We start from the raw sequence: 21798 nt of genomic DNA, 5'->3' as shown, positions 1-21798 counted from the left end.
TACACTCTCTAATACTGAGAAAGATGAACTTTATGTAATGCGAGTAGCTGAAGAGATGTATGAACGCGGAATAGAGGTGGAACCCATAGATATCTTTAAGGCACAGTCGCGGCTCTTCTCCGTAGTTGGAGACAGGATAATGCCGAGCCTCGTGAGCATAAATAAGCTTGGAGAAAAGGCTGCAGATCAAATAGTAGAGGCTGCTAAGGATGGTCCTTTTATTTCAAAGGATGATTTCCGTCAGCGTACCAAGTGCCCACAGGGAGTAATTGAAGCTATGGATGAGATGGGATTGCTAGGGAACCTGCCACAGTCCAGCCAGATCAGTATTTTTGATTTTTTATAATAAAAAATTTAAAGGTGGACATATTTGGTCCATGCCATAATTTATCATGAATTTACAAAAGATACATCATGATATTTGTTACTCGGATTAGTGGGGGAGAACTGATAATTTCGTATTGTGAAAGGAAGGTATTCACTATGAAGAGAATATGGTTTTGGATCAAAAACTGTCTTATTGAAGATAACCGGGGATGCAAGTCTTTTTGCGGAACCTGCCAGTATTATGAGCAGTGCAGAATGGATGAAAATAAGGAAAACAATATGTACCTGATGAATAATCCTGAAAGAAAAGGACTGATAGGAGCAATGAAGTGGTGGCTTCCAAAGTACATCGAGTATAGTTCAAAAAAGGCTTGAAATGAGAATATTCACGATATAAAGAGGAAGCACAATATGAATAAGGTAAAACATATTGAAACCATTGATTTCTTAACAATAAATCCTATGAGAAAGGGATTTCCGGGATGTTTAAAATTTTGGCTGCCAAAGTATATTTCTAGAAGTATCCGTGTTCATGTTAAGAGCTCTGGCAAGGAAATAGTTTAGATAAAGGAATAAATATGTTTGGAGCAATAATAGGAGATATTATAGGATTTCCATACGAATTTGAAAAAACAAAAAAGAATAAGTTTTTTCGCTTGTTTTCAAGAGAATCAAGATTTACGGATGATTCAGTAATGACTGTAGCAATTGCTGATGCCATTCTGAGATTTGATAGATGTCTCCCTAATGAAGAAAGAATCAAAAAGGCTATTGTTGATTCTATGAGATATTGGGGAAATAAATATATAAATGCTGGGTATGGCGGCCTTTTTTATGAATGGCTCACATGTGATAATCCAATGCCATATGGAAGTTATGGTAACGGATCAGCAATGAGAGTGTCTCCAATAGCTATGTATTATGATGAGTTGAAAACGGTACGTGAAGTGGCAAAATGGTCTGCCGAAGTTACGCACAATCATCCAGAAGGTATAAAAGGTGCAGAAGCTACAGCATCAGCTATATGGCTTGCAAGGCATGGTTCCTCGAAGGCTGATATCAAAGAATTTATAGAAACAGAATTTGGATATGACCTTTCGGAAAGCTGTGATGAAATAAGACCTAAATACTGCTTTTATTGTACGTGTCAGGGAAGTGTTCCTGAATCTATTAGGGCATTTCTTGATGGAAAAGATTATGTTGATTGTGTAAAGACAGCTATATCTCTTGGTGGAGATGCAGATACTATGGGGTGTATTACCGGAGGAATAGCTGAAGCATTCTATGGTTTGCCGGAAAAAGTCAAAGAAAAAGGCAAAAAACACTTACCTAAAGATATGATTTCTGTTATCGAGGCACTTTATAATGAATGCTATAGACACGATAAAGAAGGACCACCGGCAATAGAATTGATATTGGGATCAGGACTTAAAAAGTATTCTGATTATAAGGTAAATGACACATTACTTGATGCTGTTGTAAAAATGAGACATCAGATGTCTCTAGAACTAGGGGTAGTAATTCCTATTTTTACCATCCACGAAAATCCTGAGAATGAAGACAATATGTACATCATAAAAATTCATGGAAGAAAATATGGTGAAGGGATTATTGAACCAGGAACGACAGATGTAAAAGAATGCCAATTGATGACTTCTCATCTTGAAAGAGTTATTAGCAGTCATATATTGGAATTGTTAACCAAAAAAGATGTTCAGCTATTACTCACGAATATTGAAGAGGAGGACCCAAAGCTTATAAACAACCTGATACCAGATATCATTGGATTCGATGATTTTGAGGTAATCCTCAGAAATCTGTTGTGCGAAGGCTACTCTATAAGAGATTTGAAAACGATAATTGAATTCCTAATAAAAAATGGCAGATATACACAGGATACATGTGAACTTACATGTCGTGTTAAAGAAGAGTTGAAGCAGGCAGAAGGAAACAAAAATGGAAAATATGAGAGATAATCAAGAATTATGGAAAAATATAGCACCCATAATAAAAGAAAAACTGGGCATGACGATAATAGCTTATGAAACATGGATTGCGCCATTATATATAGTAAGCTGTGAAGGCGGGATAATGAACTTACATTCTCCATTTTCAGATACAGAAAATCAGTATGTCGAAAAGAGATATATGCCGATGATACAATATGTGGTTTCTGAATATATGGGCGAATCCTACGAGGTCCTTATTGAATAAAAGGCTATTTATTGACGTGTTATAGAGACTATAATAAAGTGAATTTAGTGATATCAATTTATGTGGTTATCCACTATTCTGTGATTATATGGTTAATGAGGGGCAATAATATAATGCGTGTTGAGAAAGAAATTGTTTTACAGAATGCACGAGACTTCCTGGAAAAAATAAATGACTATTCTAAGGACGAAGCCGTCTCTGATTTAATAAGAGAAGAGGATTCTTTAAAAAAACTTATCCAACAATTTATAGAAGGCTTGGAAAAAAATGATTATGATTCAGCAGAAGCAAGATGGATAGCAGATGCATTTCAATATGTTTGTTCTGCGCGAGTAAAGCATCTTGAAGAAGTATCTGCGACCGTGTCAGATAAAAATCTTTCAATGCTATATGATTTGCTAACTGTTATTATTATGCAAACAGACATAGCAGCATATAAAGACGATACTCTATATGACTTATTAAGTAAGTTAAGTGATGAAGAGGTGGACGAATATAAGTGGGAGCATAGCGCATATCGTATATTAAAACCAGATTATTTGTGGGATTCTTCTTATAATTGTAGTAAGCAAGGAGCCAGAATGTTAGAGGATATTCTTGGAGAAATGCCAGAATTTGATGATTTCTTAAGAAAAAATGAGACTTAAGTAATAATATTTTTCAGTTAGACTATATTTGTCCAGCTGATGTGATATACTTCTAAATGTAACAAAGAAATTCAAGTTGCTCATGACGAGCAGAAAGGAGGACGATCATGAAACACATGACGACTTTTGAAACTGGTAACTATAAAAATGACAGAGGCATGATTGTCCGCCGTCTATTTTCCTGATAATTCAATCAGACATTTCATGGAACAAAGATAAGGTAGGACAGGTATAAGCCTCTGGTATTGAAGAGGTGTCTTTTTTGCGCTCAAAAATGCGTATGACACCTACACGGAGGTTTTATTTTGATACCTATAAATGGAAAATTTGCTGATGCACAGATTATGTGCAGACAGGAACTTAACGGTGCAGACGTTGACCAGTATGCAATCGCTCAGGTTCAGATGATCTGCGACAACGAAGCAGCAAAGGGCTCAACCATCAGAGTTATGCCTGATGTACATCCCGGAAAAGTAGGACCGATAGGACTTACTATGACCATTAACGAAAGGGTTCTTCCTTCACTTGTGGGCATTGATGGAGGATGTGGGATGCTTGCAGTAAAAGTCGGAAAGATCAGAAATGATTACCAGAAGCTTGACAGTGTTATTAGGGAAAATATCCCTGTTGGCTTCAAAATAAGAAGCACTGTGCATAGAGACGTTGATATTGACCTTGAACAGCTTCGCTGCTTTAGGCACATCCGTGAAGACAAGGCTCTTCTTAGTATTGGTACACTTGGCGGTGGTAACCACTTCATAGAGCTGGATCAGGATGAAAACAAGGAAGTTTACCTTGTAATTCATACAGGTAGCCGTCACCTTGGCAAGGAAGTAGCAGAATACTACATGCAGGCTGGACAGAAGGCGCTTAAAACAAATGGAATAAAGGATGTGCCCTACGAGATGACATATTTAACAGATGATCTTATGGAAGATTATCTCCATGATCTTGAGGTAGTGCAGGAATATGCAGACCTAAACCGTAGGGTTATTGCTACAGAAATCTTAAAGGGTATGAAATGGAAGGAGAAAGAGCGTATTTCCTGTATCCATAACTATGTGGATTTTTCCGATGATATCCCTCTTCTGAGAAAGGGAGCAATATCCGCTAAAGAAGGGGAGAATGTCATTATCCCTATAAATATGAAGGATGGTGTAATCCTTGGGAAGGGGCTTGGAAACACCGACTGGAACAGATCAGCTCCACATGGCAGTGGCAGAATCACATCACGGGATGAAGTAAGACACAGTCATACTGTATCAGAATTCAAGGCAGAGATGAAAGGAGTATACACATCCTGTATTGGCACAGAAACTCTTGACGAAGCACCTTTTGCATACAGAAGAACTGGTTATATCAGGGAGGCTGTAAAGGACACAGTAATGATCGATAAGATCCTTAAGCCTGTTTATAACTACAAAGGAGGAAATAATTGAATATAAAATTCGATAAGTATCGGATCTGTCTTGGTAAAGCCGAGCACACGATTCTCGTTCCCAAAGGAATCGATACTCTTCAGTGGAATACTATAGGTTCTGACTGGGGAAATGAACTTATCGGAGACAGGTCAGCACTTTATGCTGTTATGTACACTTGTGCTGTACTTATGTTTGATGAAAGAAAGCTCATCTACTTTCCTATCAGAAAGAACAAGAAGCTTAATGAATCTTTCTGGGATTATAGCCATGATGTTGTTTTTACCTGCAATAAATCAAATTTTCATGTTGCTGATTGGAAGGAATACAGACATATCATGACAAAAATGAAGCCTGAGACATATGAGTTCTCTTATGACAGAAAGAGAATAGATGAACTTTCAGCACCAAAAGATGAAGAGTGGCATGAGTATAAAAAGAGAGAGCGTGCAGTTGTTGGGTACGAGAAGGACAAGTTTGAAACATGGTTTGTGGCAATGGATAGCAAAGCATATTCAAAAGGGTACCATGAGCTTAGAAAATTTGCAGACAAGCAGCTTGAACAGAGCTTCATAAAGAACAGGGAATATCCACCCTATGAGATCTTTCTTACCTATGAACTGACAGGAAGATATAACAAGAGCTATTATGAAGAATTCTGTTACTGCTTTATGTTTTACGATCCTGCACTCGTTATAAAGGCTAAGGAATATGAAGAAGCAAAGAGAGCTGAGGCACCTGTTTTTACTAAGCCAGAGAAGAAAAAGCTCGTGCTAGATGATCACGATACAACGAAGACAAAAAGACAGATAAAAAATGCTAACTATACATTGGCATATAAGAACAAGAAGAGAAAGAAAAAAGAGGTTAAAAATAATGATATTACAGCTTAGTTCCGGCATGGGTCCTGTGGAATGCAGGGTCGCTGTCGGAGGTATATATAGAAAACTATTGGAAGAATTCCCGGATATGGAGGTAATTACCGGGACCAAAGGAGAGGTGGAGGAATCTTATTCCTCCATACTCCTGTCATCAGAAGCAGATCTTTCAGGACTGGAAGGAACAATGGAATGGATATGTAAAAGTAAGTATAGACCAGGGCATAAGAGAAAAAACTGGTTTGTAGATGCCAGCATTATCCATGAAGCCGAAGAGATTGATGAAAAACTGGATATGAATGATGTACATATAGAGAAGTTCCACTCAGGAGGACCGGGAGGTCAGAATGTTAACAAGGTTGAAACGGGCATCCGTGTAATACATATCCCTACAGGAATAACAGTCTCTTCAACAAGGGAGCGTAGTCAGTTCATGAATAAGCTGGATGCACTTAAGAAGCTTTCCGCAATTTTGAAGCAGACAAATACTGATGGCAGGAACAGACAGAAAAATGATGCATGGAGTAAGCATGCACAGATTGTAAGGGGAAACCCTGTAAGAATATACGAAGGTGAGGATTTTAGACTCACTTTCTGTAAGAAAAATGAGGAGAACAATAATATATGAATTTACCAATAACAGTTAATCAGACAGAACTATTGGACATACTTTTGAATATTGCACCAAGCCGTCCGGTATTTATATGGGGTGCACCCGGTATCGGAAAGTCAGCGTTGGTTGAAGAGTTCGCTATAGAGGTTGGTCTTGAATGTGTATCACTTCTCGGAAGCCAGCTGGCACCAGAGGATATTATAGGAATTCCTCAGATTAGGGGTGAGACTTCAGAATTTCTTCCACCAAAGATGATTGCAAGAAAAGAGCCATATGTACTATTCCTTGATGAGCTTAATGCTTGCTCACAGGAAGTACAGAAAGCCTTTTACAGTCTCATTTATGAGAGACGGGTAGGAGAATATCATCTTCCGGAGGGTAGCATTGTTATCGGAGCAGGTAACAGAAGCCAGGACAGTGCAATAGTTAAGACTATGTCCAGCGCACTAATTAACAGAATGTTTCATGTTCAGCTAAAGCCTGACGTTAAGAATTGGCTCACATGGGCTTATGGAAATGGGATTCATCCGTGGGTTACTGATTACATAAATCAGAGACCGGATCATCTTTTCTCAGAGCCGCCCAAAACAGAAGAGCCGTTTTCTACACCAAGATCATGGCATATGCTGAGCGATGCACTTAAGGAATTTGGAGCAGGTGAAAAGGATATTCCGGATTCAACCGTAAGAATGCTCGCATATGGAAGTGTTTCCGCAAGCCATGCAGGCATGTTTGCAGCATTTGTTAAACAGATGAGTAACAGATACCTTCTATCAGACATTATAAAAGGTGAAGCAAGATGGCCTGATAGGCCTGAAGACAGGGATGTATTATATTTCCTTGCACAGTCATTCAGAGCCCAGCTGATTCACGATTTTCCTAAGCAGAAGACAGAACTTAATAAGGAGACACAGTATCTTGCACACAGATCAAAAGCACTAATAAAGGATCTTGCACAGGTAAACTATGAGCTTGCCCAGATGGTGGTGTCTTCTGATGATGGGAAAATGCTTCCGGAATGGTTTATGGTTGAAATCGTAAGGGATCTCCCTAGACTTGCAGTACAGGAGAATAATAAAGATGGCAAAACAGCATGAAAAGAAGATAAGCCAAAATGAAAAACAGTTGCGAGCAGGATACGATATTGTTACAAGTAACGATATATTCGGACTTTTTGCCTATCGGCGTGTTGGAATCTGTGGTAAGGAAAAACTGGGAAAAAAGACAGCAGCATGTTCTTATGCGGATGGAGAAGTTCTGATCAATAAGGATTTTGCGCTTAGTCCCAGACAGTGGGCATATGCCATTGCCCACTGCCTTCTTCATAACTGCTTTGGACACTATGATTTGGACAAAGTACCGGGATATATGGTTGAAGATTTCAATGGTGAAAAAACAAAGAAGGCTTCATTTGATCCAAAATTGTGGAATATAGCGTGCGATATCTATGTAGACAAATTCCTGCATGATATCAAATTCGGAGATCCTGTAGGCCCTGATCCTGTCGGAAGAATACCGCAGGGAATTATGACTGATGAAGTGAAGATATATGAATATCTTATCCGAGAGGGTTGGGATGAAGATAACCATATATATGGAGTCGGCGCACCTGATGTTATGGATATGGTAGGACTTGATAAGCCTATAGAATATAAAGCGGATAAATGGGGATATCAGGAAAGAAACGAGTTTGCAGCTGACTTTGCAGTTACAATTTCATGTGCGGTAAGAGGTGCTGTATCTAAAGTTTCCGGACAGGAAGATAACAATAATCGCTATAGTGTCGGAAAGAGGGCTGCAGAATGGTTTATAAACTGCTTTCCGCTTTTGGGAGCACTTGCGGCATCTTTCAAGATCATTGAGGACATAAATATCTGTCATGAAAATGATATAAGAGTTGCAGCTGTAAATGCCTGGGATGGGGAAATCTATATAAATACATCAGCACACTTATCTGAAGAAGAGTGGAAATTTGTACTCGCACATGAATTTTTGCACGCTGCTCTTATGCATCACCAGAGATGCGAAGGCCGTGACCATTACCTGTGGAATATAGCAACTGATTATGTAATAAACGGGTGGCTGTTTGAGATGAACGTGGGATCAATGCCGGCAGATGTTCTCTACGATGAGAAGCTCAAGAATAAATCAGCTGAGGAAATATATGATCTGATTCTTAGTGATATGAGAACATATATGAAATTAAATACATTCAGAGGCAATGGAAAAGGCGATATACTCGGAAAAACAAGGATATCCGGATCAAGTAGAGGTGTCTCTCTCGATGATTTTTATAGAAATGCTCTCGCCCAGGGACTTGAATATGAAGAAATGCGCAGGGGCAGAGGATTCATCCCAGCAGGACTTGTAGAAGAAATAAGAGCTCTTGCTGTTCCGCCTATTCCATGGGATGTAAGACTGGCAGAATGGTTTAATGCACATATAAGACCTTTGGAGAAGCACAGAAGCTATGCTCATCCAAGCAGAAGGCAGAGCTGTACCCCGGATATTCCAAGGGCAAGATATGTTGTAACTGATTCAGATGATGCATCAAGGACTTTTGGAGTAATCATAGATACTTCTGGATCCATGGATCCTAAGGAAATAGGGAAAGCACTTGGGGCTGTTGCAAGCTATGCTGCTGCAAGGGAAGTTCCCGCAGCAAGAGTGGTATTCTGTGATGCTAATGCATATGATGCAGGATATATGACGGTGGATGAAATAGCTGGCAGGGTAAATGTCATCGGACGAGGCGGCACTAAGTTACAGCCAGCAGTAAATCTTTTACAGAACGCCAAGGATTTTCCTAAAGATGGACCGATACTTATAATTACAGATGGCTGGATCGAGGAACACCTGGATATTAAAAGGACACATGCCTACATTCTTCCTTCAGGATGCAGATTACCATTTAAAGCAAGAGGAGACGTATTTTATATGTGAGATACGTCTCTTTTTATTGCGATAGACATATTATGTCTGTGTTGTTTGCTAACCTATAATCAGAAACAGGAAACCATATTGTAGAGAAAGGAAGGTATACACTATGGGTGAATATGAAGTAATGGAGATTGAGTATTCAGAGACTACTATCGAATCTGGAAATATAATTGCTGATATCGCAGTACAGTTTGGCATTGCTATAGCTGCTGTAATAGTAGGAAATGCTATTTGTTATGGGATTGGAAAGGCTTTTGATGCGTTTAATGAAGCCATTTCAGAGAATGAAAAGATAATTAACACAACTGAAGAACAGGCCAGTTAGTAATAACTGGAAAAAGGCGTCATTCCTCAGGTAAGTAGACGTCTTTTTTTGCATGGACTATTTATGCCCAGAAAATCAAATAGTTTATCAGAAGTTTATAGTTATTTAATGGTGATTACATTTTGCAATGATAGAATTAATCTAGGCGTTTTTTCAGATTATATCTACGTTAACCGACTTTTTGTAGTAGTGGTGAAAAATGTTAATAGAGACATATTATGTCTAGGGGATATGATATTAATTACAAAAAGTGAAAGGATTAATAATGAGTAAAGCTGATACTGGTAAAGAGAGACGTGTCCTAAGTATTTATACAGAATTATTGAATGGTAAAACAATAAGCAAGGCTGAAATGGCTGAAAAGTACGGTGTTGATGTCAGGTCTATACAGCGAGATCTTGCTGACATCCGTAGTTTTATAGAGGAAAGCACTATCGAAACAGGAATTGAGAATGACCTTGTTTATGATGCTAAACAAAAAGGATTCCGCCTGGAACAGACCAATAAAATGAAGTTTACGAATGATGAGGTGCTAGCGATTTGCAAAATCCTTTTAGATAGCAGAGCCTTTAGGAAAGATGATATGGAAACTATATTAAATAAGCTAATGGACTGCTGTGTTCCCAAGAAAAACCAGAAAATGGTGAATGACCTTATCAGTAACGAGAAATTCCATTATGTTCCGCCAAGACATAACAAGCATGTTATAAACAATTTGTGGAATATTGGTTGCGCAATAAGAGATGGTGATGTTTTAGAAATATCTTACAAAAGACTTAAAGAAAAAAAGACAGTAAAAAGAAGAATACAACCCCTAGGAATAATGTTTTCTGAGTATTATTTCTATCTGATGGCATTTATAGACGAAGCCGAAACACGAAAGGATTTTGACGTTATAAATGATTCATCGCCGACAATTTATAGAATTGACAGAATACAAGAAATTGTAAGTACTGGAGAAAAATTTCATATTCCGTATAGTAGTAGATTCGAAGAGGGTGAATTTAGAAAAAGAGTCCAGTTTATGTATGGCGGTCGGATTAATAGAGTGAAGTTTTTGTACAAGGGTATGGATATAGATGCAATCCTAGATAGACTACCTACAGCAAAAATCATTAAGACTTCCGCGGAAGGCCAAATAGTTAGCGCAGAGGTATTTGGAAATGGAATAGAAATGTGGTTGAGAAGTCAAGGGGATACGATAGAAATCATATAAATGCTATATAGAAATTGTGGCTGTGGTTTATGAAAGGATAAATAGTATGGATGGAACGGCGTTTGTAGGGAAATTAAAAAATGGAGCCCCAATTGATCCAAATGAAAATGTTTTTAATACGATACTTGGAGAATATGAGAGAGTTTTAATGGAAAGCTTAGTTACTTCGTTTGGCTTGGATTTTCTTGTCCATGATCAACATGGTGGCGATGTAGATACCATTAATAATGTTAGAAAAATAGATGATGATCCTCTCATGAAGTATAAAAATGCCAATAATGCCGTCAATTATGATGAAAGAGGGGAATATGATAGACATGAATATCATGAAAAAAATCTATTTTATAAAGAGCATACGGCAAATGCCAAAAGGGAGTTTAATGAAAATGGTATTTGGATGGAAGATGGTTATGTAAGCGGAAATAAAGTTGCATATAATAAAGCTCTGCCGGATCAGAACAGAGCAGAATATGATCATATTGTTTCAGCCAAAAATATTCATGATGATAGAGGGAGGGTTTTGGCTGAGTTAAATGGCTCGGATTTAGCGAATAATGAAGATAACTTGATATTTACGAATATGAAGTTAAACAATAATATGCGTGACAAAAGTGTCGAGGAATATATTCAATGGTGTGAAGAGCATCCCGAACAAGTAAATTATAATGGTAAAAAAGGAGAACCGCTTCCTGAAGATGTTAAGAAAAAACTGAGGTCAGAATATAAGAGAGCTCATGACGCGTATGAGGCAAAAGTGGCTCGTGCATACTATACAAGCCCTAAATTTGCTAAAGATACTGCAGTATCTGCCGGGAAACGTGGGGCTGAAATGGCGCTTAGGCAAGCCTTGGGGTTTGTGTTTATAGAGATATGGTTGGCAGCTAGAGATGAAATAAAAAAAACAGCACCGGGATCTAGTCTAGAAGAAATCATTTACTCAATAGAAAGAGGAATTAGAAAAGGTGTAGAAAATGCAAAGGCAAAATATAAGGAGGTGATTTCCAAAATAGAAGAGGGCTTTGCAGCAGGTGCATTGGCTAGTTTGACTACAACTCTTTGCAATATATTTTTTACAACAGCCAAAAATATAGTAAAAAGTATAAGGCAAATATATGCATCTATAGTTCAAGCAGGAAAAGTTTTGTTATTTAATCCTGAAAACTTAATGTTAGGGGATAGGGTAAAGAAAACTACGATTATTTTAGCGACAGGCGCAAGTGTTTTAATTGGTAGTGCAGTGGGTGAAATTATTTCCAAGACACCAATAGGGATGACTCCTGTTATTGGGAATATAGTTAGTGTTTTTTCTTCAAGCTTAGTAAGTGGTTTGTTGTCATGCAGTTTCTTGATATTTCTGGATAGAAGTGAGTTTATTAATTCCATAATATCTAGATTAAATAGTATACCTTCTGAGGCTAACAACTATAAGGAAATAGCAGATGCCATGGAAGCACTTGCTGCAAAAATAGCTAATATTGATATTGCTTCATTTAAAAAAGAAACTGAAAAATACACAAAGATTTCAGATGACATTGTGAAGTGTGAAAACGAAGATGAGCTTAATAATGTTCTCATGAATGCATTTAACAGTATGGGCATAAAAATCCCATGGGAAGGATCCTTTGATAGCTTTATGGCTGATAGGAATAACCATTTGGTATTTGATTAATATGTTTGAGTGTACAAAATGTGGCGAGTGTTGTAGACATCTAAATAATTCATCATTATATAAAGAACTAGATAGAGGCGATGGTGTTTGCATTTATTTAGATGGAACATTATGTTCTATCTATGAAAAAAGACCGTTACTATGCCGAATTAACGATAGTTATGATGCTTTTTTTAAAGAAATATATACATATGAAGAATACATAGATTTGAACCAAAAAGCATGTGAGAGACTACAAAAAGGAGGACAATAATATGCCGTTACCATTTATTATTGGTGGAATAGCTGCAGTAGCTGGTGTTGCTGGATTAGGCTCTGGAATTCATGGCGGATTAAAAATGAAAGAGGCCAGTGATACCATGGAAGCTGCTAAGAGTATGCAACAAAGAGCAATCAATCTTTTCAATACAAAAAATGAAGAGGTAACAACATTACTAGATGATATTGGAAAGAGAGAACTTGAAATACTTTCTACATTTGACGATTTTTCTGATTTGATTGAAAAAATACAAGGTAGACCAGAATTTAAAGCTTATAGAAGAGAAGGTATTGATCTTCCTGAATATGAAGCTGAAGAGCTAAAGAAAGTATCTGCTGGTGCCGGTCTACTTCTCGGTGGAGTAGGCGGTGCAGCTGCAGGAACAGCTGGAGGGTTTGCTGCTGCTGGAGCTACAACTTCTGCTGTTATGGCATTAGGTACTGCTTCGACTGGAACAGCTATATCAACATTAAGTGGAGCAGCAGCTACTAATGCTACTCTAGCTGCTTTAGGTGGTGGAGCTATAGGTTCGTCTGCTACAGCAGGAGGGATGGCATTGGGAACCGCAGTTCTAGGAGGAGCAACGTTAGGCGTAGGATTACTGGTAGGTGGTGTAATATTTAATATTACCGGAACAAAATTATCCGAAAAGGCTGATGAAGCATACTCTCAGGCAACAAGGACTAAATCGGAAGTTAATAAGATTGTTACATACTTTGATGAATTAATACCTGCTGCAACGAATTTTTCAGAAAGTCTAGAATGTGTTGACAAAGTATATAGAAAACATTTTGATACTTTGGACCATATTATAAATTTTGAAGAGAAAACTGAGTGGGTAGATTTTTCAGAAAAGGAAAAAAAGGTAACTGAAAATGCAGTATTACTAGTAGGACTTCTTCATAAAATGTGTCAAGTGAAGCTTGTCGAGAAACAGGATGATGAAAACGATTTAAATAAAGTTAATCATGAAGGTATAGAAAAGGCTATTGGAAATGCAGATGTAGTAATGGAAGATATTAACAGTAGTGTAGCATAATAGGAGGTGCATATATGTTTCTAAATAAACTTAGTCTTTCAGAAAAAGAATCTTTTATTAGTTTAGCAATACATGCTGCAGAGGCAAATCATGTTATTGTCGATGAAGAATATGCAATGATTGAAGAATACTGTAAAGAAATGGGAATTGCATATTTTGATGCTAGAAACGTTAAGAGTCTTGATGAAATAACACGTTCTTTTGCTGAGTCTACCGAAGCAAATAAGAAAATAGTATTGTTAGAAACTATTGGACTAATGTATGCTGATGGAACCTATGATGATGAAGAAAAAAATTTTGTAGAAAACTTAGCATCCGGAGTTGGAGTGGACAAAAGTGTGATAGATAATTTAGTTTTATTGCTTGATAAGTATGTTGCTTTGACTAAGGAAATAATGGAAATAATATCTTAAGCCTCTAAATTTCAATGCTTTAAAATAATGGAAGCGGGTTCTAATTTATAAGCCAGCATAGGAGATATTGGAATGGGTTTAATTAGGCATATAAGAAAAATGAATGAGGAAGCTTTAAAAACACGTAATTATTTGACTACTGGCCCCGTTGGTGGGTCAGTATTGCTAGATAAGGTTTTAACACTTATAGATGAAGGACCTGATTTTGGTTATATTGAATCGCTAAAAAAAATCAAAAAAGAGCTGCAAAATCAAGCTGATGATTTCTTACAGAAAAAAAAGGATTGTAAATCAAATCAAGATGAATACAAAAGATTACTGGATTCCTATGAAAAAGTAATTGATGTACTTAAGAATAAGCCTCGCAAGTCTGAGGCAGAAAACGAATTATTAACAGATTTTTTATTAGCAGAAAGAGAATTGAAAGCATTAAGTGAATAATCTGCTATGGATTGTATATGCTATTTTCATGATGAGCAATAGTTATCGTATGAAAAATTTTTAAAGCATAAAAAATAATAACTTGTTTTGGAACCTTGTTTTGGAATATATTATTCTGGTGTGGTAGACAATTATTGTCTGCCACATTTTTTATACTATTATCGTAAATTCATTAGATAACAAATCATGGAGATGAGAATATGATTATGAATAATATTCCAATAAAAGCATTTGACAATGATTTGCTATGGGAAACCATTCAATGGGAAAAAGGATGGAAACTTCAAAAAAACAATATAACTGGACGCGCACGCATTTTAAATGAGGATGGAATCCGGTTGGCATCGGGCTCATTTCAAGATATGAGTAAAGCAATTGATAGATTTATTAAGCCATGGAAAGGATGTAAGATTGGAGATATTCTGGCTGTACAACGACTTGGAGGGCTATATTCGCACTTCGCAATCTATATTGGATATGGGAAAGTTATTCATTTCGCGCCAGAAATAATAAACGGAAAATCAGAAAACTGCTACATTCACAAAGCGGATTTCTCAGAGTTTATTTTGACAGAAACAAAGTATGATATTATTCATTTTCCTGAAGATGGCTCAGATCCTATACATGAGTGTGTAAATTTAACAATTGATGGTGAAAATAGCTTATATGAAAGAGTAAATGTGCTTGCAGGTATAAAAACAAAGATAAGAAATCTTAAGGGCTATCATTTATATTCAGCTCAAGAAACAGTTGAGAGAGCTAAGTCTAGACTTGGTGAAGATAAATATAATTTGGCATTTAATAATTGTGAGCATTTTGCTTTATGGTGCAAAACAGGCATTAAAGAATCATCACAAGTAGATGACTTCTTGAATAATATATGGATGGGAAAAGGAAGGATGATCCCAGCCGGTTCAAAAGACAGAAGAATCTTGTTAGCATGAAAAAGACAGGATGTTCTTATCTGATCAAAACGCTTGCAACTAGAAATTTGTTAGGAGAGAGTATCCGTATTGTTACAATTATATCGAGGAGTAAGTGAATTGATTTTAGATTATAAAGAAGCATATAAAATTCTTAGAGATAGCATAGAAGACTATTATGAAATAATAGAGTTGACTTTTGATATGCCAGATATGTTTGTGTTCTGGTATGTAAACAAAAGAGTAAGTCATGGCGGAGCACTAGATTATTATGCAGTAACCAAGAAAGATGGAAAAGTAATCAGGGATTGTGGAATTATCTGGGATAATATGGATACCTTGAATGATGATGAATTAATGGCTTGTAAAGTAAAAATCCCTATAAAAGAAATGTAGGATAAAAAGGAGCAGAGCATGATTACTTTAGATGAAGCATATGATAGATTTGTGAGTGAGACAAAATATCCGCTTATATATATTTCAGAATCCGGGAATTATTGCATCAGTGAAGATCTTCGAAACCCATATTTTTATTTATTAGACAAAACGACACAAGAAATTTTAAAATCAGAATCGCCCATAGACTTTTTTGAGATTTTCATTGAATCTAAAAAAGTATATTATGAAAAACTTTATGATACTTTATTTGAATATTGTCGATCAAATAGTGAGAGAGAGCAGGAATTATCACAAATTTACAGTGTGATTTGGGATTTGCTATATAGATCAAAGGAAAAGGACTTCCAGAATGAATATGAAAATGCTGAGATTCAGGCAAAAATCACTTCAAGATTGGAGGAACTTGAACGTATCCTATATGACAAGATTATTGAATTCCAAAAAAATGGAAAATATACTTATCCACCGTGTGTGCTAAATCGAAAGGACAATCATTTTTATAGCATAAAGCCATTCATGATGAAATATGGATATACAGACAATAGTTCAGACTGTACGTGGGTGAGATTGTAGTAATGAACAGAAAAGTTGCCACTGTAGTGGTGGCAACTTTTTTTAATGGTTTATGTTATATTTCAAGTACCGGCATGGAAGATGATGATTTCCAGAAACATCAGTAGGAAGAACATCGCGATGGAATATATGGCTATGAGCACAGTAGCTCCAATTGCACGGACAAACTTGTTGTTGCTTCTGCATGGCGGGAATATCCGCTGTATTCCTAGGTAGTTATATCCGATAAAGATATCTCCAAGGAAGATGATCAGCAGGGCTATCCGTTCAAGCCACAGTGCTGCACCTGCAGTATCCTTAACTTCAAGTGAGAAGCATAGAGCGAAGACCAGAATATAAACAGGGATGGCAACAATCATATTATGGGGTGTCATTGTTCTAAATCCGGGTGGCAGGAATGAAGTTAATGATACCTGGTCGGATTCGGTTGCAAGGTCTTTCCCAAGAACTTTCATGAGCGCAACCTTTAGTTCTTTTGCAGAGCGGTAACGTCTTGAAGGATCCATCTGGGTACACTTGCTGATGATGGAATCAAATTTATGAGTTTTTATCATAAGTGATGCTGAAGCTTCTCTCATGATAATCCCAAGGGAATAGATATCGGTTTGTGGTGATGACTCTCCGAAACCATACTGCTCGGGCGCTGCATAGCCCTGAGTACCAAGAAGCACAGTATCAGCACCATGATTGATATCACCGGAACTGCATTTTGCGGCATTGAAATCAAGGAGCATTACATTGTCGTAGCTGCTTATGATGATGTTTGAAGGCTTGATATCCCTGTGTATCAGAGCAGGAGTATGTGAGTGAAGCCTTTCAAGTATCTCACACAGATTGATCATATAATTTCCAATCTGATCTGCGGTGAGTTTACCGGACTCAATCTTTTCCTTAAGAGTGGTCCCTGAAACATATTCCTCTATCAGAGTAAGGGTATTATCCTCTTCACAGAAATCGATGATACGAGGGATGCCTGTGATGGGATTGGATTTAAGATACATGTAGACTTCGATTGAGTAGACATCAAGGACCTTCTTAACGTAGATCTTACCGGTTTCCTGGTGCTGGGCCAGGTATATTTTATGAGGTTCATTGATCGTAGCAATTGTCTTGTAATATGAAATTGAGAGGCGCTGAGATAAATCCACGATTACATCCTCTTTCATTAAAAATTGATATAATTTATTGTAACACGGTTTGGAGGTGCGTATGCAGGAAAAAGACACGAATGAATTGGAGAAGGTTTTAGGCAAAACACACTTGTCTGATTATGATTCCTATGTTCAGAAGAACAAGGACAGCATGCTTTCAGATTCCAATTCTTTTTCAACATATGTAAAGGAAAAGATGTCGGAGAAGGGGATAACCCAGCAGACAGTATTCCTGAAAGCGGATGTTCCTGAGAGATATGGATATAAGCTGCTTTCCGGGGAGAAGCACACCAAGCAGAGGGATGTGATATTGAGGATCTGCTATGCTGCAGACTTTACACTCCAGGAAACACAGAGAGCTTTGAAGAAATATGGAATGGCTGAATTATATGCCAAGGATGAAAGGGACGCTCTTGTGATGATAGCGTTCAACGAAAAGCCCGGCAGTATAATCGAGGTCAATACGATGCTGAAAGAACATGGACTTGCACCACTGCGTACCAGCGGAGTACAGGATTAAGCCAAATATTTTGCCACCGTTACAGGGGCAACGGAGAGAAAAACTCCTTGCTATAATGAGTTACAAGTTACGATATTCTGTAAGACTCGTTGTAGCAGGGAGCTTTTTTATGCGCTGTTTTTGTGTAGAAGGCGGTCATGAAGAGAAGAATATTTTTTGTAGCTAATATCATAGTTCCGCTTCTCTTAGGAGCAGTCATTTATTGTCTCACATCACCGGATGTGATTTTTATGGAGGCAGTTAGGTCATTATGGGGAATGCCCGTGTTGTCAGAACAGGGAACAGTGCATAGGGGGATCTGGAAGTTTATAAGATATTACCTGCTTGATGTTCTTTGGGCATATGCTTTGTTTTTTGCGTTGTACTTTTCTATTGGTAATAACGCAGCAAAACTTAAAATGGCTTTCATGATTGCTGTTCTGTTTTCCACAGTCATGGAAGCGATTCAGCTTTTTCCAATAATACCAGGATATTTTGATCTGTTAGATATATTGGTCGAGGTACTGGCTGAGACTTTTGCTGCTCTTATTATAAAAACACATTATGAGGAGGCAAGGAATATATGCGAAACAAAATGAAATGGTTATCGGTGGTATTGTGCCTTGTGCTTTTTGCATCCATGGCGATTGGAAGTGGATCATCTTCCAGTTCTGATGGAGATAAGAAGATATCAAGTGTGACAACATCTTCTGATTCTGAGGATAAGGGCTCTGATGAAGCTAAGACAGAAGAATCTAAGGAAGAAGTAAAAGAGGAAGCATCCGGAGCAACGATAGAAGAGCAGGTTCTTTATGATGAGAATGATATCAAGATCACCGCTACCGGTATGGAGGATTCCTGGGCAGGAACAAAACTTACTCTTCTTATAGAGAATAATTCCGCCAAGGGAATAACTGTACAGGCAAGGAATGCCAATGTAAACGGTTACATGGTTGATACCATGATGTCTGCAGATGTGTCAGCTGGTAAGAAGTCTAACGATGGTCTGACATTCCAGACATCAGGGCTTAAGGAGTGTGGTATTGAGCAGATCGCAACTATGGAATTCTTCTTCCATATCTTTGATTCAGAGACATGGGATGAGATTGTCGATACAGATGTGATAAAGATTGAGACATCTATTGCAGATGGTTATGTTCAGAATTATGACGATTCAGGCGAAGTGCTTGTTGATACAAATGATGTGAAGATTGTAGGAAAGGGATTGTCTGATAAGAATTCTGTTTTTGGTCCCGGAGTCATTCTGTATATTGAGAATAATTCGGACAAGGATATTACTATCCAGGTAAGGGATGTTTCCGTCAACGGATTCATGGTTGATACATCAATGTCAGAGGATGTTGTAGCCGGTAAAAAGGCTATAAGCGCTGTTACTTTCTTCAGCTCAAGTCTGGAGGAGAATGGAATTACGGATATAACCGATGTCGAGCTCTATTTCCATATATTTGATCAGAAATCATGGGATGAGATCTTTGACTCGGATGTTATCACTATAAAGTTTTAACCAGTAGGAGGTTTGTGAAATGAAGATTTGGAGATTAGTAGCGGGTATTTTGTCAATTGTACTCAGCATGATTGTTTTATTACAGTCATGTGCTGCAGGCGTTTCAAATGCGCTTTCTGAGAATGGGGAAGTCTCGGGTTCTGCAGGATTCCTGGTTGCAATCGCAATGATAGCCGGAGGTATTGTATCAATAGTTGTCAGAAAGTCCGTGGGCAAAGGTGGAAGCATAGCACTGATTGTGATATTTGGTCTGGCTGCTCTCATTGGTTTTGCTAACTATGGAAGTTATTCAGATCTGGCAATTTGGTCAGGTTGGTGTCTTATAAATGCAGGACTTGCAGTTGTGGCACTGATCACCGGTAAGAAGAAAAAGGATGCAATTGATAACGGAACAGAACAACAATAAAAGTGGATTATAGTTTATAACAAGCAAAAGGCCTCGAAAGAGGTCTTTTGTCATATATAGATATAGTTGTGTAGACACAACTATAAGGAGTGCCTAAATGATTTTTTGCAAGCTACTATTCTTTTAGAATAATGGAGTAATCACTTTCTTTACGGAAGGAGATAAATCCATGAAGCCAGAAGATACGCAGAATTATATAAGAGACCTTATGACTAAAAACGATGACATGACTTGTTATCGTTTAGCGAAGCTTGCAGGAGTACCTCAATCAACTATAACGGATATATTTGGTAGAGATTCATATCCTAAGATTGAAACCATGATAAAGATATGTGGTGTTTTCGATATTTCTTTTGGCGATTTTTATTCTTTTGACATTACACCTTCTGAGGAAATGGCAGTTACGGGGAGAAATGTAAGACTTTTAAAATATGCGCAACTGCTCAATGATAAGAATTTTGAAAAGCTTATGATTTACGTTCAGGCGTTGACTGATGCCCAGGAGGAAGATTGGTCTAACAGAACAGTTTAGGCCTGGAAAAAAGAATAAATATGAAACTGATGGTGAAGCAGAAGAATTGGAGATATGCCAGTTTTTCAGCTTCTTTTTTGTTTTATGAGAGAGGGTGATTACATGACAAAAAGTTCAGATGATTACAGAGAAGCTGTCAGATTATGCAGAGAATCAGGTTTTTCAGAAAACCGTGTTTATACTCTCTGCCGTTTGTTGTTATTTATATACAGGGATACTTATCTGGCAGCAAAGGAAGATAATGAGATTAAGGAAATGACACCGGAAGAGATTGCTGCAAGCAAACGAGAATGCAGGGATCTCTTCTTGTATCTGTTCACTAAACCGGTTGAAGAGTCACTTGAAGAACAGCAACAGCTTATTGATAAGTTAATAAAGCTGATATGGTTCAGGGAAAAGATTGATTATATCCTTGATCAGGTTGCAAATTTTAAGGGTTATGGTTATGGCTATGCGTATAAGATGATCATTAAAATGAGTTACTTTGATGAAGTATACAGGACAAATAAGGATATATATGATTCTCTGGGACCTGGTGTTAAGAAGACAAACTTCTACGCAAAGCGTAAAACCGGTATCCTTTTATTTGGAATAAAGATGTGGAGATATGCGCTCCGTCGCCAGAAAGAGGAGATGGAAGCAGGGATAATCCCGTATAAGGAATTGCCGGATCCACAGGAAAACCTTAGGGATCTTCCTCCTATAGAATCCCTTTGATAAAATTGTCAAACAATTAACAATAAAGTTGTACGATATCTGAACTCCTAGTGAACTCTCTGGGATTCCATTTATTTGTGGCTGTGATACAATACGATTGTTTTGGGGAACAAAATAGAAAAATCATTTATGAAGGAGGAGATTTACAATTGAATAAGGAAACTGCACAGACTTTGCGTGTGGCTTGCTGTACCTACGACGGGGTGCCGATGCATGAGGGCTATGTCACTGATGGATGGATGAGATGTCCTGAGTGCGGACGTCTTTACAGGGTTATCATCAACGATGAAAAAGTTGTCGTAATCGAGGATAAGAAGCTTGTGGGAAGACACAGGGCGATCCTTCGCTGGAAGACAAACTGACATGCTTGGATGCGGTTTAGCGAATGATATAGTTGGGGTTTGTTCTATATTAATATAGTGCATTCGTTACACAGTTTTCTTATTTGAGGGGAGATAAATAAAATTAAATACTTTGAGGAGCATTGCATTTGAGAGCAAAACAGCATCCTGGCTGGGATTTGACTGACCTGCCCATGCATGCTCCAAGAGTTTGCCTAGTGCTTGGAAGCTGAAATTACGCAGGGGAAGTCTGCAAAACGGAAAATGAAACCATATTTATTTATGGTCTGTTTTCGTTAACGTTTTGCAGGCTTCTCTTTTTTGTTGCCAAAA

General features: G+C 37.6%; 29 protein-coding genes. 28 read left to right on the top strand and 1 reads right to left on the bottom strand.

The features are described 5' to 3' along the window. The 21 genes from BMW61_RS18745 to BMW61_RS18650 form a co-directional block, all read left to right on the top strand. The coding region (locus BMW61_RS18745) for a helix-hairpin-helix domain-containing protein (protein ID WP_139176457.1) at positions 1-346 on the top strand (346 nt) is incomplete at its 5' end. 137 nt (positions 347-483) lie between these two features. Then, a complete protein-coding gene (locus tag BMW61_RS18740; RefSeq protein WP_091825158.1) occupies positions 484-702 on the top strand; it encodes a hypothetical protein in 219 nt (72 codons plus the stop codon). Positions 703-738: 36 nt separating this feature from the next. After that, positions 739-891, top strand: a complete 153-nt coding sequence (locus BMW61_RS22150; protein ID WP_175475297.1) for a hypothetical protein — start codon at positions 739-741, stop codon at positions 889-891. A gap of 14 nt (positions 892-905) precedes the next feature. After that, positions 906-2303 (top strand): ADP-ribosylglycohydrolase family protein, encoded by a 1398-nt coding sequence (locus tag BMW61_RS18735; protein WP_091825155.1) that lies wholly within the window; start codon positions 906-908, stop codon positions 2301-2303. Then, a complete protein-coding gene (locus BMW61_RS18730) occupies positions 2284-2541 on the top strand; it encodes a hypothetical protein (RefSeq protein ID WP_091825152.1) in 258 nt (85 codons plus the stop codon). The genes BMW61_RS18735 and BMW61_RS18730 overlap by 20 nt, the downstream gene beginning before the upstream one ends. Before the next feature lie 113 nt (positions 2542-2654). Then, the gene (locus BMW61_RS18725; protein WP_091825149.1) at positions 2655-3188 is read left to right on the top strand and encodes a hypothetical protein; all 534 of its coding nucleotides are present in this window, start codon (positions 2655-2657) and stop codon (positions 3186-3188) included. Between the two features lie 344 nt (positions 3189-3532). Beyond that, the gene (locus BMW61_RS18720; RefSeq protein WP_091825170.1) at positions 3533-4627 is read left to right on the top strand and encodes an RtcB family protein; all 1095 of its coding nucleotides are present in this window, start codon (positions 3533-3535) and stop codon (positions 4625-4627) included. After that, complete coding sequence (locus tag BMW61_RS18715; protein ID WP_091825146.1) at positions 4624-5499, top strand: hypothetical protein; 876 nt, start codon at positions 4624-4626, stop codon at positions 5497-5499. Before BMW61_RS18720 ends, BMW61_RS18715 begins: the two co-directional genes overlap by 4 nt. Further along, positions 5483-6112 carry a peptide chain release factor H gene (prfH, locus tag BMW61_RS18710; protein ID WP_091825143.1) on the top strand — a complete coding sequence of 210 codons (630 nt, stop codon included), beginning with the start codon at positions 5483-5485 and terminating at the stop codon, positions 6110-6112. Before BMW61_RS18715 ends, prfH begins: the two co-directional genes overlap by 17 nt. Beyond that, positions 6109-7194 carry an AAA family ATPase gene (locus tag BMW61_RS18705; RefSeq protein WP_091825141.1) on the top strand — a complete coding sequence of 362 codons (1086 nt, stop codon included), beginning with the start codon at positions 6109-6111 and terminating at the stop codon, positions 7192-7194. Before prfH ends, BMW61_RS18705 begins: the two co-directional genes overlap by 4 nt. Beyond that, on the top strand, positions 7178-9040 hold the full coding sequence (locus tag BMW61_RS18700; protein WP_091825138.1) for a vWA domain-containing protein: 1863 nt from the start codon (positions 7178-7180) through the stop codon (positions 9038-9040). Before BMW61_RS18705 ends, BMW61_RS18700 begins: the two co-directional genes overlap by 17 nt. Before the next feature lie 103 nt (positions 9041-9143). Beyond that, the gene (locus BMW61_RS18695) at positions 9144-9362 is read left to right on the top strand and encodes a hypothetical protein (protein ID WP_091825136.1); all 219 of its coding nucleotides are present in this window, start codon (positions 9144-9146) and stop codon (positions 9360-9362) included. A gap of 265 nt (positions 9363-9627) precedes the next feature. Beyond that, entirely contained in the window at positions 9628-10578 is a 951-nt protein-coding gene (locus tag BMW61_RS18690; RefSeq protein ID WP_091825168.1) for a helix-turn-helix transcriptional regulator, read from the top strand. 46 nt (positions 10579-10624) lie between these two features. Next, on the top strand, positions 10625-12247 hold the full coding sequence (locus tag BMW61_RS18685; protein ID WP_091825134.1) for a hypothetical protein: 1623 nt from the start codon (positions 10625-10627) through the stop codon (positions 12245-12247). Between the two features lies 1 nt (position 12248). Next, positions 12249-12500, top strand: coding sequence for a YkgJ family cysteine cluster protein (locus BMW61_RS23105; RefSeq protein ID WP_091825131.1), 252 nt, complete (start codon positions 12249-12251; stop codon positions 12498-12500). A gap of 1 nt (position 12501) precedes the next feature. Further along, the gene (locus BMW61_RS18675) at positions 12502-13545 is read left to right on the top strand and encodes a hypothetical protein (protein WP_091825128.1); all 1044 of its coding nucleotides are present in this window, start codon (positions 12502-12504) and stop codon (positions 13543-13545) included. A 14-nt stretch (positions 13546-13559) separates the two neighbouring features. Next, entirely contained in the window at positions 13560-13958 is a 399-nt protein-coding gene (locus BMW61_RS18670; protein WP_091825126.1) for a tellurite resistance TerB family protein, read from the top strand. Positions 13959-14030: 72 nt separating this feature from the next. After that, the gene (locus BMW61_RS18665) at positions 14031-14399 is read left to right on the top strand and encodes a hypothetical protein (protein WP_091825123.1); all 369 of its coding nucleotides are present in this window, start codon (positions 14031-14033) and stop codon (positions 14397-14399) included. Between the two features lie 200 nt (positions 14400-14599). Next, positions 14600-15343, top strand: coding sequence for a lecithin retinol acyltransferase family protein (locus tag BMW61_RS18660; RefSeq protein ID WP_139176453.1), 744 nt, complete (start codon positions 14600-14602; stop codon positions 15341-15343). Between the two features lie 99 nt (positions 15344-15442). After that, a complete protein-coding gene (locus BMW61_RS18655; protein WP_091825121.1) occupies positions 15443-15718 on the top strand; it encodes a hypothetical protein in 276 nt (91 codons plus the stop codon). A gap of 18 nt (positions 15719-15736) precedes the next feature. Then, positions 15737-16294: a hypothetical protein gene (locus BMW61_RS18650; protein WP_091825118.1), complete on the top strand. Its 558-nt coding sequence runs from the start codon at positions 15737-15739 to the stop codon at positions 16292-16294. 62 nt (positions 16295-16356) lie between these two features. Here BMW61_RS18650 and BMW61_RS18645 read toward each other — a convergent pair whose 3' ends face one another. After that, a complete protein-coding gene (locus BMW61_RS18645) occupies positions 16357-17442 on the bottom strand; it encodes a serine/threonine protein kinase (RefSeq protein WP_175475296.1) in 1086 nt (361 codons plus the stop codon). A 61-nt stretch (positions 17443-17503) separates the two neighbouring features. Between BMW61_RS18645 and BMW61_RS18640 the strand changes: the two genes are divergently transcribed. From BMW61_RS18640 to BMW61_RS18610, 7 genes are all read left to right on the top strand, one after another. Continuing rightward, positions 17504-17965 carry a hypothetical protein gene (locus tag BMW61_RS18640; RefSeq protein ID WP_091825112.1) on the top strand — a complete coding sequence of 154 codons (462 nt, stop codon included), beginning with the start codon at positions 17504-17506 and terminating at the stop codon, positions 17963-17965. A 137-nt stretch (positions 17966-18102) separates the two neighbouring features. Next, a complete protein-coding gene (locus BMW61_RS18635; RefSeq protein ID WP_091825110.1) occupies positions 18103-18543 on the top strand; it encodes a hypothetical protein in 441 nt (146 codons plus the stop codon). Then, positions 18528-19469 carry a hypothetical protein gene (locus tag BMW61_RS18630; protein ID WP_091825107.1) on the top strand — a complete coding sequence of 314 codons (942 nt, stop codon included), beginning with the start codon at positions 18528-18530 and terminating at the stop codon, positions 19467-19469. Before BMW61_RS18635 ends, BMW61_RS18630 begins: the two co-directional genes overlap by 16 nt. A 19-nt stretch (positions 19470-19488) precedes the next feature. Continuing rightward, positions 19489-19875, top strand: a complete 387-nt coding sequence (locus BMW61_RS18625) for a hypothetical protein (protein ID WP_091825105.1) — start codon at positions 19489-19491, stop codon at positions 19873-19875. Between the two features lie 169 nt (positions 19876-20044). Then, the gene (locus tag BMW61_RS18620) at positions 20045-20407 is read left to right on the top strand and encodes a helix-turn-helix transcriptional regulator (RefSeq protein WP_091825102.1); all 363 of its coding nucleotides are present in this window, start codon (positions 20045-20047) and stop codon (positions 20405-20407) included. 102 nt (positions 20408-20509) lie between these two features. Further along, a complete protein-coding gene (locus BMW61_RS18615) occupies positions 20510-21124 on the top strand; it encodes a hypothetical protein (protein ID WP_139176451.1) in 615 nt (204 codons plus the stop codon). A gap of 149 nt (positions 21125-21273) precedes the next feature. Continuing rightward, on the top strand, positions 21274-21486 hold the full coding sequence (locus BMW61_RS18610; RefSeq protein WP_091825098.1) for a hypothetical protein: 213 nt from the start codon (positions 21274-21276) through the stop codon (positions 21484-21486). Positions 21487-21798 lie beyond the last annotated feature (312 nt).

This window comes from Butyrivibrio sp. ob235, from assembly GCF_900109475.1.
In the GTDB taxonomy this organism is placed as follows: domain Bacteria; phylum Bacillota; class Clostridia; order Lachnospirales; family Lachnospiraceae; genus Butyrivibrio.
Note: the sequence above shows the minus strand (reverse complement) of the source record. Positions and strands in the feature narration are given on the sequence as shown.

Coding starts and splice junctions, on each gene's coding strand:
- BMW61_RS18740 (WP_091825158.1), top strand. CDS start 484: ATGAAGAGAATATGGTTTTGGATCAAAAACTGTCTTATTGAAGATAAC.
- BMW61_RS22150 (WP_175475297.1), top strand. CDS start 739: ATGAATAAGGTAAAACATATTGAAACCATTGATTTCTTAACAATAAAT.
- BMW61_RS18735 (WP_091825155.1), top strand. CDS start 906: ATGTTTGGAGCAATAATAGGAGATATTATAGGATTTCCATACGAATTT.
- BMW61_RS18730 (WP_091825152.1), top strand. CDS start 2,284: ATGGAAAATATGAGAGATAATCAAGAATTATGGAAAAATATAGCACCC.
- BMW61_RS18725 (WP_091825149.1), top strand. CDS start 2,655: ATGCGTGTTGAGAAAGAAATTGTTTTACAGAATGCACGAGACTTCCTG.
- BMW61_RS18720 (WP_091825170.1), top strand. CDS start 3,533: ATGTGCAGACAGGAACTTAACGGTGCAGACGTTGACCAGTATGCAATC.
- prfH (WP_091825143.1), top strand. CDS start 5,483: ATGATATTACAGCTTAGTTCCGGCATGGGTCCTGTGGAATGCAGGGTC.
- BMW61_RS18705 (WP_091825141.1), top strand. CDS start 6,109: ATGAATTTACCAATAACAGTTAATCAGACAGAACTATTGGACATACTT.
- BMW61_RS18700 (WP_091825138.1), top strand. CDS start 7,178: ATGGCAAAACAGCATGAAAAGAAGATAAGCCAAAATGAAAAACAGTTG.
- BMW61_RS18695 (WP_091825136.1), top strand. CDS start 9,144: ATGGGTGAATATGAAGTAATGGAGATTGAGTATTCAGAGACTACTATC.
- BMW61_RS18690 (WP_091825168.1), top strand. CDS start 9,628: ATGAGTAAAGCTGATACTGGTAAAGAGAGACGTGTCCTAAGTATTTAT.
- BMW61_RS18685 (WP_091825134.1), top strand. CDS start 10,625: ATGGATGGAACGGCGTTTGTAGGGAAATTAAAAAATGGAGCCCCAATT.
- BMW61_RS23105 (WP_091825131.1), top strand. CDS start 12,249: ATGTTTGAGTGTACAAAATGTGGCGAGTGTTGTAGACATCTAAATAAT.
- BMW61_RS18675 (WP_091825128.1), top strand. CDS start 12,502: ATGCCGTTACCATTTATTATTGGTGGAATAGCTGCAGTAGCTGGTGTT.
- BMW61_RS18670 (WP_091825126.1), top strand. CDS start 13,560: ATGTTTCTAAATAAACTTAGTCTTTCAGAAAAAGAATCTTTTATTAGT.
- BMW61_RS18665 (WP_091825123.1), top strand. CDS start 14,031: ATGGGTTTAATTAGGCATATAAGAAAAATGAATGAGGAAGCTTTAAAA.
- BMW61_RS18660 (WP_139176453.1), top strand. CDS start 14,600: ATGATTATGAATAATATTCCAATAAAAGCATTTGACAATGATTTGCTA.
- BMW61_RS18650 (WP_091825118.1), top strand. CDS start 15,737: ATGATTACTTTAGATGAAGCATATGATAGATTTGTGAGTGAGACAAAA.
- BMW61_RS18640 (WP_091825112.1), top strand. CDS start 17,504: ATGCAGGAAAAAGACACGAATGAATTGGAGAAGGTTTTAGGCAAAACA.
- BMW61_RS18635 (WP_091825110.1), top strand. CDS start 18,103: ATGAAGAGAAGAATATTTTTTGTAGCTAATATCATAGTTCCGCTTCTC.
- BMW61_RS18630 (WP_091825107.1), top strand. CDS start 18,528: ATGCGAAACAAAATGAAATGGTTATCGGTGGTATTGTGCCTTGTGCTT.
- BMW61_RS18625 (WP_091825105.1), top strand. CDS start 19,489: ATGAAGATTTGGAGATTAGTAGCGGGTATTTTGTCAATTGTACTCAGC.
- BMW61_RS18620 (WP_091825102.1), top strand. CDS start 20,045: ATGAAGCCAGAAGATACGCAGAATTATATAAGAGACCTTATGACTAAA.
- BMW61_RS18615 (WP_139176451.1), top strand. CDS start 20,510: ATGACAAAAAGTTCAGATGATTACAGAGAAGCTGTCAGATTATGCAGA.